This is a genomic window from Marinobacter sp. S6332 (genome assembly GCF_023016045.1).
In the GTDB taxonomy this organism is placed as follows: domain Bacteria; phylum Pseudomonadota; class Gammaproteobacteria; order Pseudomonadales; family Oleiphilaceae; genus Marinobacter.
This window is the reverse complement of the sequence record NZ_JALKAP010000011.1, coordinates 52,619-65,784: the sequence shown is the minus strand read 5'-3', so window position 1 is coordinate 65,784 and position 13,166 is coordinate 52,619. Positions and strand designations below refer to the sequence as shown.

Annotated in this window: 14 protein-coding genes; 10 read left to right on the top strand and 4 right to left on the bottom strand. The window is 53.7% G+C overall.

Annotated features, from left to right (window positions below):
• Nucleotides 1-19: 19 nt before the first annotated feature.
• The 8 genes from MWU62_RS14975 to MWU62_RS14940 all read left to right on the top strand — a co-directional run bounded on the left by MWU62_RS14975 (nt 20) and on the right by MWU62_RS14940 (nt 7,373).
• On the top strand, nt 20-604 hold the full coding sequence (locus tag MWU62_RS14975) for a YggT family protein (RefSeq protein ID WP_200366956.1): 585 nt from the start codon (nt 20-22) through the stop codon (nt 602-604).
• Between the two features lie 168 nt (nt 605-772).
• Nucleotides 773-2,737, top strand: coding sequence for a dynamin family protein (locus MWU62_RS14970; RefSeq protein ID WP_247115647.1), 1,965 nt, complete (start codon nt 773-775; stop codon nt 2,735-2,737).
• 136 nt (nt 2,738-2,873) lie between these two features.
• A complete protein-coding gene (locus tag MWU62_RS14965) occupies nt 2,874-4,022 on the top strand; it encodes a homoserine O-acetyltransferase (RefSeq protein WP_247115646.1) in 1,149 nt (382 codons plus the stop codon).
• Nucleotides 4,019-4,621 carry a methionine biosynthesis protein MetW gene (gene metW, locus MWU62_RS14960; protein WP_247115645.1) on the top strand — a complete coding sequence of 201 codons (603 nt, stop codon included), beginning with the start codon at nt 4,019-4,021 and terminating at the stop codon, nt 4,619-4,621. The genes MWU62_RS14965 and metW overlap by 4 nt, the downstream gene beginning before the upstream one ends.
• A 2-nt stretch (nt 4,622-4,623) precedes the next feature.
• Complete coding sequence (locus MWU62_RS14955; RefSeq protein WP_247115644.1) at nt 4,624-5,079, top strand: DUF4426 domain-containing protein; 456 nt, start codon at nt 4,624-4,626, stop codon at nt 5,077-5,079.
• Between the two features lie 7 nt (nt 5,080-5,086).
• Nucleotides 5,087-5,686, top strand: coding sequence for an RdgB/HAM1 family non-canonical purine NTP pyrophosphatase (gene rdgB / locus MWU62_RS14950; RefSeq protein WP_247115643.1), 600 nt, complete (start codon nt 5,087-5,089; stop codon nt 5,684-5,686).
• 5 nt (nt 5,687-5,691) lie between these two features.
• Nucleotides 5,692-6,840, top strand: a complete 1,149-nt coding sequence (gene hemW / locus MWU62_RS14945; RefSeq protein WP_247115642.1) for a radical SAM family heme chaperone HemW — start codon at nt 5,692-5,694, stop codon at nt 6,838-6,840.
• Nucleotides 6,840-7,373: a hypothetical protein gene (locus tag MWU62_RS14940; RefSeq protein ID WP_247115641.1), complete on the top strand. Its 534-nt coding sequence runs from the start codon at nt 6,840-6,842 to the stop codon at nt 7,371-7,373. The genes hemW and MWU62_RS14940 overlap by 1 nt, the downstream gene beginning before the upstream one ends.
• A 23-nt stretch (nt 7,374-7,396) precedes the next feature.
• Here the strand turns inward: MWU62_RS14940 and trmB are convergent, their stop codons facing one another.
• The 3 genes from trmB to MWU62_RS14925 form a co-directional block, all read right to left on the bottom strand.
• On the bottom strand, nt 7,397-8,149 hold the full coding sequence (trmB, locus tag MWU62_RS14935) for a tRNA (guanosine(46)-N7)-methyltransferase TrmB (RefSeq protein ID WP_247115640.1): 753 nt from the start codon (nt 8,147-8,149) through the stop codon (nt 7,397-7,399).
• A gap of 71 nt (nt 8,150-8,220) precedes the next feature.
• Complete coding sequence (locus tag MWU62_RS14930; protein WP_247115639.1) at nt 8,221-9,747, bottom strand: YifB family Mg chelatase-like AAA ATPase; 1,527 nt, start codon at nt 9,745-9,747, stop codon at nt 8,221-8,223.
• A 90-nt stretch (nt 9,748-9,837) separates the two neighbouring features.
• Complete coding sequence (locus MWU62_RS14925; RefSeq protein ID WP_247115638.1) at nt 9,838-10,092, bottom strand: accessory factor UbiK family protein; 255 nt, start codon at nt 10,090-10,092, stop codon at nt 9,838-9,840.
• A 390-nt stretch (nt 10,093-10,482) separates the two neighbouring features.
• Between MWU62_RS14925 and glnK the strand changes: the two genes are divergently transcribed.
• On the top strand, nt 10,483-10,821 hold the full coding sequence (gene glnK, locus MWU62_RS14920; RefSeq protein ID WP_071264623.1) for a P-II family nitrogen regulator: 339 nt from the start codon (nt 10,483-10,485) through the stop codon (nt 10,819-10,821).
• A gap of 69 nt (nt 10,822-10,890) precedes the next feature.
• The gene (locus MWU62_RS14915; protein WP_247115637.1) at nt 10,891-12,159 is read left to right on the top strand and encodes an ammonium transporter; all 1,269 of its coding nucleotides are present in this window, start codon (nt 10,891-10,893) and stop codon (nt 12,157-12,159) included.
• 50 nt (nt 12,160-12,209) lie between these two features.
• On the opposite strand, the gene speE is transcribed toward MWU62_RS14915, so the two are convergent.
• Nucleotides 12,210-13,091 (bottom strand): polyamine aminopropyltransferase, encoded by an 882-nt coding sequence (gene speE, locus MWU62_RS14910; protein ID WP_247115636.1) that lies wholly within the window; start codon nt 13,089-13,091, stop codon nt 12,210-12,212.
• Between the last annotated feature and the right edge of the window lie 75 nt (nt 13,092-13,166).

The window sequence follows — 13,166 nt, the reverse complement described above, 5'->3', positions numbered from 1 at the left end:
ACAACGGAGAATTGGCTAAATGCTAGCAGACATACTGATTACGATCCTGCTGATCGTGTCCACGTTTTACATGACCATAATACTGTTGCGTTTTTTGCTGCAACTCGCCCGGGCTGACTTTTACAACCCGATCTCCCAATTCGCGGTCAAAGCAACAAACCCTCTATTAAGGCCTTTACGACGGGTTATTCCCGGCTGGGGTGGAATTGATGGTGCCGCTCTGGTGCTTGCAGTTATTATTCAAGCCATCACCTTCTTTTTGATTCTCGTCGCCTTAAACGGCGGCATTCCCTCGTTCAACCCACTCACCCTGCTGGTATGGGCCGTGCTGAACGTTCTGGATTTGATCGTAAAGATCTACTTCTGGTCTGTTATCGCAGTGGTCGTGGTTAGCTGGATTGCTCCCGGTAGCGGACACCCGGCGATTCAGCTGGTTGCGCAAATTACAGAGCCGGTGATGCGCCCCGTGCGCAAATTGATGCCGTCCATGGGAGGGTTAGACCTGTCACCCATTATCGTATTCCTTATTCTGAATGTAATTTCCGTTGTGATCGAGCACATGAAAGTGGCTGTTGGCCTTGGCGCTATTGGGTTGGGAATGTAAATCAGGTCTCAATTAGACAATTTGTAACAGTTTTCCACAAAAAGCTGGAACAACAGGCCGCAAAAAATTCGGGAACGGGTTAGTATTAACAGTAATTAATTCGTCCGTCGTGCGAATCTCGGGCTAATGGCCCGGGAAATGCCGGAAGTCGTACAAAAGGAAAGCCCGATGAGTCTTCAGGGAAACTTGACCCAGCAGGTAGAGGCCTACCACAACTGGAAAAAAGAGCTGATTCGCCAAATCGGTCGTTACCGGCTGTGGCTTCAGGATAACAACCTATTCTCTGATGACATAAGCGCACGCATCCGTCACGGGCTCGAGCTTCTTATCGAAGACGAGCTCACAATTGCGTTTGTCGGCGAATATTCCCGTGGCAAAACGGAACTCATCAACGCTTTATTCTTCTCTGACTTCGGCCAGCGCATGCTGCCTTCTCAGGCTGGGCGCACAACCATGTGCCCCACGGAGCTGTTTTTTGACCGCAGTGCCAACGAAAACTACCTTTTATTGCTCCCCATCGAAACCCGTACCGGAGATTTGTCGCTGCAGGAGCTACGCAAACAACCGCAACGCTGGGTAAAGCACGAGTTGGACGAGCGTGACCCAGAAGTCATGCGCGAGGTTTTGGGTGAAGTCGCAAGGGTGAAAAGTGTTTCCCCGGCAGAGGCCCGCGCACTGGGCTTTGATCAAAACATGCTGGAGCATGACCGCAACAACCCCAGTCAGGTTCTAATTCCGGCTTGGCGCAATGCCCAGATTAGTATTCGCCATCCACTGTTTGAGCGCGGCCTGAGAATTCTCGATACGCCGGGGTTGAATGCTCTCGGTTCCGAGCCTGAGCTGACTATCAGCATGTTGCCACAGGCCCATGCCATTATTTTTGTGCTTAGTGCGGACACTGGCGTTACCGCCAGCGATATGACTATTTGGAAAGACTATATCGATATTGAGCACGCCGACCACCGCGCAGGCCGTTTTGCGGTACTGAACAAAATTGACGTGCTTTGGGGTGACCTACAAGGCGAAAAGCATACGAACGAAGCCATTGAGCGAGTGCGGGGCTATACCGCTGACCATCTGGGCATTCGCCAACACGATGTTATCCCGCTGTCTGCCAAACAAGGGCTGGTAGCAAGAGTTCGAAAAGATCAGGACCTGTTCGCCCGATCCAACATCGGCAACCTTGAACAGCTGATTATTCAGCGCATTCTGATGCATAAAGAGCAGTTGATCACCCAAAGCCTGATCAACGATCTACTTGGTATGCTGCAGAACAGTCAGGCGGCCATGCAAACCCGGCTGGAATCTCTTGAAGAGGAGTTGAGCGCCTGCTCCGGCAGCACCATGGATAAAGCAGTGCTTACCCGATTGGCAGACCGCTCCCAAAAAGACTACGATTTCTACTATAAAAAGCTGATTACACTCCGCTCAAGTCGCAGGCTGATGGATTCGCAGGGCGAAATACTGAAAAAGCTGGTAGATGAAGCGAGATTTGAGGCTCATGCCGAAGAAATTCGCAAAAACATGACGAAAAGCTGGACGACATCGGGCATGAACAGTGCCATGGAACAGTTTTTCGAGTTGCTTGAGAGTGATTTCACCAACCTGCTCAGTGAGGGGCGTCTTGCCGAAAAAATGGTGGGAGCCATTTATCGTCGCTACAACGAAGATACCCGCGCCCGGCATCTTGAACCCATTCCGCTGCGTGCCGGCCGTCATGTAATCGCCGTAAGGGAGTTGCGCAAAAAAGCCCGACGTTTCCGCGCCAACCCTAAAAACCTACTCACCGAACAGTCTGTATTGGTTCAGCGCTTTTTCAATGTGATGGTTAGCGAAGCCAGAACCCTGCACGCCCGCGTGCGTCAGGATGTAGAGCGCTGGCCCTCGGAAGCGCTTCTACCCATCATGCAGTATTCCATGGAACAGAAGCAGCTACTGGAACACCAGATTCGGCGCCTCCGAGATATGGTAAGAAATGATCGCGACAGCCGTGTCGAGCGTGAGCGACTGGCCAATAGCATCTCTGACCTGCGCCGACAACTGGAACTGGCGGATGCTATGCAAAGACAAATCCGCAAGCCCGCTCCGACCATGATTCAGCAAAAAGTGGTCAATATCTCCGGCGTCATCTAATTGCCCGTTCAGCCGTCATACAGCCTTTCGGTTGCAGCTATGACAGCCCGCCTTTAAACTGCTTGGCTGGTATAGGTTTTTTGCCCTGACCAGCCAAGCTGTTACCAACGGATCGAACCAGGAACCTGTCGCGCCGATGCCCGATTCCCTGCCTGTGGATTCTGTCGGGGTAGTCACCCCGCAGACGTATCATTTTGAAACACCCATCGAACTCGCGTGTGGCCAAGCACTTGAGCGCTATGATTTGGTGGTTGAAACCTATGGCGAACTCAACACTGATCGCAGCAACGCCGTACTCATCTGCCACGCGCTGAGTGGTCATCATCACGCAGCCGGTTACCATTCCATGGACGACCGAAAGCCAGGCTGGTGGGACACATGCATCGGCCCTGGCAAACCTGTTGATACAAATCGTTTTTTCGTGGTTTGTCTTAACAATCTGGGAGGTTGTCACGGCAGCACTGGCCCCAGCTCAACCAACCCTGCCACCGGCACGCCATACGGCCCGGACTTTCCTGTAGTGACGGTTAGCGACTGGGTAAAAAGTCAGGCGCTGCTGGCAGATCGCCTCGGCATTGAATGCTGGGCCGCCGTTGTGGGTGGATCTCTAGGCGGGATGCAGGCGTTACAGTGGAGCCTGGACTACCCGGAGCGCCTTAGGCACTCGGTAGCCATAGCCTCCAGCCCTCGGCTAACGGCTCAGAACATCGCCTTCAATGAAGTGGCAAGACAGGCGATCACCTCCGACCGGGAGTTCCACGATGGCCGATACTATGATTTTGATACCCTACCCCGTCGCGGCCTCATGCTGGCGCGAATGGTCGGCCATATCACCTATCTTTCAGACGCCTCCATGGGTGAGAAGTTTGGCCGGGAACTAAGGGATCAAGCCTACAAGTTTGGCTACGATGCTGAGTTCCAAGTCGAAAGCTACCTGCGCTACCAAGGCGAGCGCTTCTCTGAAATCTTCGATGCCAACACTTACCTGTTGATGACCCGTGCACTGGACTATTTCGACCCGGCTTATGAATTTGGCGGCGATCTCTCCAAGGCCCTTGCCAAAGCCAGTTGCGAGTTTTTGGTGCTGTCGTTCAGCACGGACTGGCGCTTTACACCAGCCCGCTCTGAGGAGATGGTTAACGCCATGATCGCAGCGCGCAGAAAAGTGAGCTATGCGGAAATTGATGCGCCTTGGGGGCACGATGCGTTTCTGATTCCTACCCCACGGTATACTGATATCTTTACCGCATACATGGATCGTGTTGCCAGAGAGGTGGGCGCATGAGGGCGGATCTTGAAATCATCCAGCAGTGGGTAAAGCCCGGGCATCATGTGCTCGATCTTGGCTGTGGTGACGGCACCCTACTCGATTTTCTCAAGCGTGAACGCAATGCTAGTGGGTTTGGTTTGGAAATTAATCCCGACCATATAACCACCTGCATGAATCGCGGGGTCTCGGTGATCGAGCAGAATCTCGATACTCAAGGACTGGACAACTTTGAAGACAACAGCTTCGACATTGTGCTGATGACACAAGCCCTGCAGGCGGTACGCAGACCAGACAAAGTGCTCGATGAAATGCTGAGGCTCGGAGCAGAAGGCATAGTTACCTTCCCCAACTTCGCACACTGGCGCTTGCGTTGGGGGCTCGCGCTCAGCGGCCGCATGCCCGAATCTGAATCCTTGCCGTATAAATGGTACAACACACCTAATATAAGGCTGTGTACCTTCAAGGACTTCGAAGCCTTGTGTCGACAAAAAGGCATTCGCATAAAAAGCCGTCGTGTCGTAGACGGCCAACATCAAAATAATTGGCTGGCACGCCTTTGGCCAAACCTATTGGGCGAGATCGCAATCTATCGCATCACTCGGGAGAATACGTAATCATGAACAAAGCCCTACACAACCTTCTTATAATGGCGGCAGCTGCTTTATTTGCGACCCTCGCAAGCCTTCCTGCCCATGCTGGCTCCGAGGACTTCGGTGACTATAAGGTGCACTGGAGCGTATTCCCAAGCACATTCTTGACCGCCGACATTGCAAAAGCCAATAACCTCCAACGCAGCAAAGGCATTGGCATCGTCAATATTTCCGTGATGCAAGAAGATGAAAACGGCGTGATAAAGCCTGTAGCGGGTCAAGTGGAAGGTCAGGTTTCCAACGACATACAGCAGGTAAAATTTCTAGCCTTTCGCAGAATACAGGAAGGCGATTCCGTCTACTTTATTGCGCAATACCAATACGCGTCTGGTGAACTGATGACCTTCAATGTTACGGCTCGCCCTACCGGGCACCGGGAAGAATTGCCGGTTCGGTTCGTCCACACTCTTTTCAGTGACTGAGCGGACTATGCCAGAACAACTTGTAATTGCCAGCAACAACAAAGGCAAAATCAGCGAATTTACCCAACTTCTTGCGCCATTGAACCTTGTTCCTGTGCCGCAAGGAGATCTGGGTGTTGGCGAAGCCGAAGAGCCAGCGGTCACCTTTGTAGAGAATGCCATCCTAAAAGCGCGCCACGCGGCTCGGGAAACCGGCTTGCCAGCATTGGCTGACGACAGCGGTCTGGCCGTCGACGCGCTAAACGGTGCTCCCGGGGTTCGCTCGGCAAGGTACGCTGGAGCTGGCGCGTCCGACCTTGATAACCTGAACGCGCTTTTGGAAGCCATGGCAGATGTACCTGATGGCCAACGCAGCGCTCAATTTCACTGTGTGTTGGTGTATCTACGCCACACCGAGGATCCAACTCCCATTATTTGCCACGGGCGCTGGCCGGGTACAATTCTCCGGGCGCCACAGGGCGATGGGGGGTTTGGCTACGATCCAATCTTTCTCTGCCCCGAAAAGAACTGCAGCGCCTCTGAGCTGACCCGAAACGAAAAAAACCAGATCAGCCATCGGGGCCGAGCCTTGGCACTGCTTATGGATCAGCTCAAGGCAGAGGCCTAAACCCTGTGATTAACCGCACACCAGAGCCGGTTAAGCCGCCTCTGAGCTTGTATATTCATGTGCCTTGGTGCGTGCGCAAATGTCCGTACTGCGACTTTAATTCCCACGCCCTCGAGAACGACATCCCCGAATCCGCTTACCTGAGCGCTCTGCTCGAAGATATGGATCAGGATCTGGCGCTGGCATCCGGGCGCACCGTTGAAACAGTGTTTATTGGTGGTGGAACCCCGTCACTGATGAGCGGCGACTTTTACCACAAGCTCTTTCGAGGTCTTAGGGAACGACTAGCGTTTGCAGACGATGCGGAAATCACTCTGGAGGCCAATCCCGGCACTTTGGAAGAAGGCCGATTTGAAGCCTTCCGAAACGCTGGCATCAACCGCTTGTCTATTGGTGTGCAGAGCTTTAATCCAGCCCACTTGAAAGCACTCGGCCGCATTCACGACAGCGCAGCCGCACACAGGGCTATTGAGAGCGCCAAAACAGCGGGCTTTGATAATTTCAATCTGGATTTAATGCACGGCCTTCCCGGCCAGACCCCCAGCCAGGCTCTTGAGGATCTAAAGGCGGCAATGACCCACAAACCGCCGCACTTGTCCTGGTACCAGCTGACTCTGGAGCCCAACACTGAGTTCTACAGCCGGCCACCAGACTTGCCAGAAGACGAGTTGCTTTGGGACATTGCCCAGCAAGGTAGCAATTTTCTGCACCAACAAGGCTTCAGTGACTACGAGGTATCTGCGTGGTGCCAAGAGGGCAAAGCCTCAAGACACAACCTTAATTACTGGACGTTTGGAGATTATTTGGCGCTAGGAGCGGGCGGTCATGGGAAAATCAGCCTTCCTGCTGGCGAAATCAAACGCTACTGGAAAACACGGCAGCCAGAGGCCTACCTTAACCGCATTGGTAGCCGGACTGCCGGGAGCGCTAGTATTGAGGCGGAAGCGCTCCCTCTGGAGTTCCTAATGAACGCCTTAAGGCTAAGAGAAGGGGTGACTGAAAGCCTTTTTTACGAACGCACGGGTTTACCCCTGTCATCCGTTGCGGTACAACTTAAGAGTCTGCGTGACGATAAACTCTTGGTCAGTGACCGCCTTCAGGCAACAGCACTGGGGCAAAGGTTCCTGAACAGCCTATTGGAGCGTTTTCTGTAATGGACACGGAAAAAGGACTACCGGCTTTTCCCAAAAGCCTGAAAGCCTGCCTCATTGCAACAGTGGTATTGCTGGCAGCGTTGGTGTTGATTAACCAGCCGCTAAAAACGGCAGTAGCGAATCAAGGAATCGTTAGTTTCCAACTGGCGGGAAGCGCGGAGCAAGCTCTTGCTATCGTGCAAAGTTGGAGCAGCGAAGGCTTGTACTGGGCTAAGCTCTCCCTGTGGCTGGACTTCCTGTTTATTCCGGTTTACTGCCTCACCCTGATACTGCTCACTCGGCACTGTACCGTTGACCGGCCCGGCGTTCGTGAGCGCACGGCAGCACGCTGGGTTCGCACACTGTTTATCGCCGCCGCTGCGGCCGATATAACGGAAAACCTATTGTTGCTGAACAATCTGGAAACGCCCACTGATACCCTAAGCCTTGCGGCCGCCATCAGCGCGCTGGCCAAGTTTACCGCCCTGACACTCGGCATTGCAGGTTTGGTGATTATACGGGCAGCCCGGCGCCATCCACTGGCACCGGGGTGATCATCACAGTGGCGTGAAGACGCTTAGTTAGTGCGGTGAAACAACAGATCCCATACTCCATGGCCAAGATTTTCGCCACGTTTTTCAAATTTGGTAATCGGGCGATAATCAGGCCGTGGTGAGTATTCGCCCGGTTGTTGAGTGTTGGCAAACCCTTCAGATTCGCCCATTACTTCCATCATGTGCTCTGCGTAGTTTTCCCAATCTGTGGCCAGATGCAAAATACCCCCGACCCTCAGCTTGTGGCGAATGCGCTGAACAAACTCTGGCTGTACCAGCCTGCGCTTGTGATGTTTCTTTTTGTGCCAAGGGTCCGGGAAGAAAACCATTACCTGATCCAAACAGGCATCTGGCAGACACAAATCAATCACATCGTTTGCATCTATGTTGTACACGCGGACGTTTTCCAGCCCACGCTCCTCAATGTCTTTCAGTAAGGCCCCTACGCCAGGCAGGTGCACTTCCACACCGATAAAATCCTGCTCCGGCGCGGCTTCTGCCATCTCCGCCAGCGAGCGGCCCATGCCGAAACCGATCTCAAGGTTAAGCATGGCATCCCGGCCAAAGACCTGCCGCGGATCTATCATGCCATCTTCGCGGCTAAGACCAAATTTCGGCCAACTACGCTCAAAGGCCTTTTTCTGGCCCTCGGTCATGCGCCCCTGGCGAAGCACAAAGCTACGAACGCCACGGCGCGTGGTAATGGACGAATCGCTGTCGGTTTGCTTCGGTTGGTTTTCATCATCAAGATCGTGCGGTTCTTTCTGCTCAGTCATCTGCAATCCTTAACCCCAGAGAGCGGGTCTTGTTAACGGAGTTTGCAGACAGTTTACCAGAGTAAAGTGAATCAGGCGGATACCACGGAGCTCTTACCTGTGTGGCGATCAAACTGTCGGTACCCGAGCGCCTCCATCAAATGCGGCTGTGTAACCACATTAGACCCATCAAGGTCCGCCAGAGTGCGGGCAACGCGCAGTATTCGATGCAGCGCGCGAGCCGAAAGCCCTAACTTTTCCATCGCACCAGAAAGCAGCTTTTCACTGGAGTGCTCAAGGCTGCAGGCCTCCTGCAACTCGCGGCCCGATAAAACGGCGTTAACACAGCCGCGCTGCGCCTGACGCTCTCTGGCAAGCGCCACTCGCTCCCTCACCACGGCGCTGGATTCGCCATCATCCTCAGAGCGCATCAGCACATCGCCACTTTGGACCGGTACTTCCACATGCAAATCGAACCTATCCAATAGCGGGCCAGAAATTTTCGAGCGGTAGCGCATCACCTGCTGGGGCGTGCACTGGCATTCAATAGTTGGATGCCCGCTGTAACCGCACGGGCAGGGATTCATAGCGCCGATGACCTGAAATCGTGCGGGAAAAGTGACCTGCCGGGCAGCCCGACTGATCGAAATTTCTCCAGTTTCCATAGGCTCACGCAGCACTTCTAGAACTCGGCGCTCAAACTCGGGTAGCTCATCGAGAAAAAGTACACCACGGTGGGCCAGTGAGATCTCGCCTGGCCTTGGGCTACTTCCCCCACCTACCAATGCCACCGCAGAAGCCGTGTGATGGGGAGACCTAAAGGGAGGTTGGCGCCAACCTCCCTTCCCTACCCGCAACCCGGCAACCGAATGCACACTGGCTACCTCCATGGCATGGTCGTCACTCAAATCCGGGAGGATTCCGGGTAACCGACTGGCTAGCATGCTTTTCCCAGTGCCTGGAGGGCCGAAAAATAGCAAATTATGGACTCCAGCCGCGGCTACCTCCAATGCCCGCCTAGGCACGCTCTGCCCACGCACGTCTGCAAGATCTGGCACGCCTTTAGTAGCTGCTGGGTTCGGCTTTGTACGAGCCACGGGCACCAACCGTGCCCGCCCGCAAAGATGCTCACAAACGGCCAATATATGGCCCGCCGCAAGCACATCGTCCTGACTTGCAAGCGCTGCCTCTTCAGCATTTTCATTGGGTATCAGCAGATTCCGACCCGCATTGCGCGCAGCCAGTACAGCCGGTAACACGCCTTTCAGCGGGCGGAGCGCACCATCAAGGGAGAGTTCCCCAAGGAATTCACAGGTAACAAGGCTTTCCGCAGGGATTTGCCCGGAGGCTGCAAGAATACCCAGCGCAATGGGCAAATCGAATCGACCGCCCTCTTTGGGCAAGTCCGCAGGCGCAAGATTTATGGTTATTCGGCGAGCAGGAAACTCAAAGCCTGCATTCAACAACGCGCTTCTTACCCGTTCACGGCTCTCGCGCACTCCAGTTTCTGCCAAGCCAACTATCGTGAGAGCAGGTAACCCTCCGGAAAGGTGAACCTCAACGGTAACTTCAGGAGCGGAAACACCAATACTGGCACGGGAATGAACAACGGCGAGCATAATAACCTTCCATGGTGTGTGAATATTAGCGGGCAGCCATAACTCGTCGGCTAACCGGGGTCCGGCATCCTGCCGGTGAATGTTGTTGCTTTACTGTGCTTTCGGAGCCTTCTCCAGCTCAGCAACTCTTTTCTCCAATGCTTCTACCTTTTCGCGGGTTTTCATAAGCACCGCTTGTTGGGCATCAAACTCATCCCGGGTTACTAATTCTAGGCGAGATAAAACCGACATAACGGTCGCGCGGGCCTGAGTTTCAAAATCATCTCGGGCCGCTCGGGCCATATCTGGGACAAATTGCCCAAACTGACCTTGTAGCTGTGCGAAAATATCCTGTGGACCTTTCACTCATCACCTCATTGATTAAAATAATGTGCGGTTTCGGCCAAAAGACACGTGCCGTGACCGGTTTGCAGGAGTGTATCACACCGCTAGCCCTGCCATACTAGGCGCGGTGAGCACCATTGTGATCCTCATAGCCTTTCGGTCTGCTCCGATGTGGCCCAAGGGGCTGCATGGCGCCCTATCTTGGTGCACGAACCGGCTCTCCGCTTTATGCAAAGCCAAAGCCGAACCCAGCCAAGATATTGATTTTTAGATATTTTTTTGCGTTGGCATACTCGGTGCTATAGCTCTCGTACGCAATCCGCACAATTGACGTGCGAAGCGGCAGCACCCCGAACTCAACAATTGGCCGGTGGGCTCTCATGTTGGGACGGTTTTACCAAGGAGAAAGTAATGAAACTTGTGACAGCGATCATTAAGCCTTTCAAGTTGGATGATGTCCGCGAGGCACTATCCGAGATTGGCGTACAAGGCGTAACCGTCACTGAGGTCAAAGGCTTCGGTCGGCAAAAAGGCCATACAGAACTCTATCGTGGCGCGGAATATGTGGTGGATTTTCTGCCAAAGGTAAAAGTAGAAGTGGCCATTGGCGACAACCTACTGGATCAGGTTATCGAGTCCATTACCAAAGCTGCCAACACCGGCAAGATTGGCGACGGCAAAATTTTTGTAACAGAGCTACAACAAGCCATCCGAATCCGGACGGGCGAGACCGGCGAAGAAGCGGTCTGATTCAGCTCTGATCCATTAACAACCAACGCAAAAAAATCACTCTGAAGTGCCTTGTGCGGAGGGCTTCCTATGGAAAACAATGTTTTTCACTTGCAATATGCAATAGATACCTTTTATTTTTTAATGTGCGGCGCATTAGTTATGTGGATGGCCGCGGGATTTGCCATGCTCGAATCCGGGCTGGTAAGAGCTAAAAACACCACCGAAATCCTCACCAAAAACGTCGCACTTTATGCCATAGCCTGCACCATGTATTTGGTATGCGGCTACGCCATCATGTACGACGGAACCCTTCTACTAAGTGGCATTGAGCAGACGGATGCTACGGCCGTTCTAGGGGAGTTTGCGGCCCGGGAAGATGGTTTTGAAGGCGGCTCAATCTATTCCGCCGCGTCAGACTTCTTCTTTCAAGTAGTGTTTGTAGCGACAGCCATGTCGATCGTTTCCGGCGCTGTTGCTGAACGCATGAAGCTCTGGGCATTCCTCGCCTTCGCCGTCGTAATGACCGGTGTCATCTACCCGCTCGAAGGTTCGTGGACCTGGGGCGGAAAGGATGTCTTTGGGCTGTACAACCTTGGTGACCTTGGTTTCAGCGACTTTGCCGGTTCCGGTATTGTTCACATGGCCGGTGCGGCCGCGGCACTTGCGGGCGTCATTTTGCTCGGAGCCCGGAAAGGCAAATATGGCCCCAACGGCGAAATTCGCGCCATCCCCGGTGCTAATTTGCCTCTAGCGGCACTGGGTACCTTTATCCTGTGGATGGGATGGTTCGGTTTTAACGGCGGATCAGTCTTGAAACTGGGCGATATCGCAAGCGCCAACTCTGTTGCCATGGTGTTCCTCAATACCAACGCAGCAGCCGCCGGCGGTGCTATAGCCGCGCTGATAACTGGCCGTATGCTCTTCGGTAAAGCAGACCTGACCATGCTCCTCAACGGAGCTATTGCGGGCCTTGTGGTTATCACCGCCGAGCCTTCAACGCCTAGTGCTTTGGTTGCAACCCTCTGGGGCGGTATGGGCGGCATAGCCGTTGTTTTCAGCATTATCTTTCTAGACAAGCTGCGCATTGATGACCCTGTGGGCGCTATCTCGGCTCACGGCGTGTGCGGCTTTCTGGGGTTGATGCTGGTACCGGTCACCAATGACGGCGCAACCTTCAGCGGGCAGTTGATTGGCGCTGCAACCATCTTTGTCTGGGTATTCCTTGCGAGCTTGCTGGTCTGGGGCATTATCAAAGCCGTAATGGGCGTGAGGGTCAGCCAAGAAGAGGAGTACGAAGGCGTGGACCTTTCCGAGTGTGGAATGGAGGCCTATCCGGAGTTTGTAACCGGGAAGTGATACACGCTTCACCAGCGATCAGAGGGGCGCCAAATGGCGCCCCTTTTTGCTTAACCCTCGCCAGGCAGAACCTCGTCTTCCAGCGCATCAATCATAAACTGCGGCATAGCCAAGGCTCCGTGATGGGTGCCAACGTTATAGTACCGGGTTACGAAGGGTCGGTTGTTTGCATCGTCTTCACGGAAGTACTTGATGGGGTTGTCTTTGCTGGCCATGGTACAACTCCACCAGCCGGTAGGATAAACAGGCTGAGGGAATGGCAGGGTTTGCACGTGATCGAAGCCGGCTTTGCGCATGTCGCCGTGAATGTCTTTTATGATGGTGTTGGTGTGCAATAGTGGCGATTCGCTCTGCTGCACGATAATTCCGCCCTCACCCAGCGCCAGCATGGCGTCGCGGTAAAAATCCAGCGCGAACAAGCCTTCGGCCGGGCCAACCGGGTCGGTGCTATCAATGATAAGAATGTCGATACTGCCGGGGTCAACTTCCCGCATCCACTGAATACCGTCACCAAAGAAGAAGTTGGCCCTTGGATCGTCGTTGGATTCACACAGCTCGGGGAAGTACTCCTCAGACATGCGGGTAACCCGCTCGTCGATTTCAACCTGCCACGCTTCCTCCACATCGGGATGCTTTAACACTTCCTTCAATGTGCCGCAGTCGCCACCGCCAACAATCACAACTTTCTTTGGATTTTTATGGGTGAAGAGCGCGGGATGCGTCATCATCTCGTGGTAGAGGAAATTGTCTCGGGTGGTCAGCATCACGCAGCCGTCTAGCACCATTAAATTGCCGAAGGTTTCGGTTTCGTAGATTTCCAGCTTCTGAAACGGCGTTTGCTCTTCATGCAGTTTCTTTTTCACCTGCAAGGAAAATGCTGTCCCCTGATCCTGAAAAATCTCGGTAAACCAATGGTTGTTCAGCGTTGTCATGGTGCTCTCCTGAGAAGTCTGGGTGCTATGCCCAAAAGGCATATTGTAGAGGTGCCAAGCAAACAGCCAAAGCCT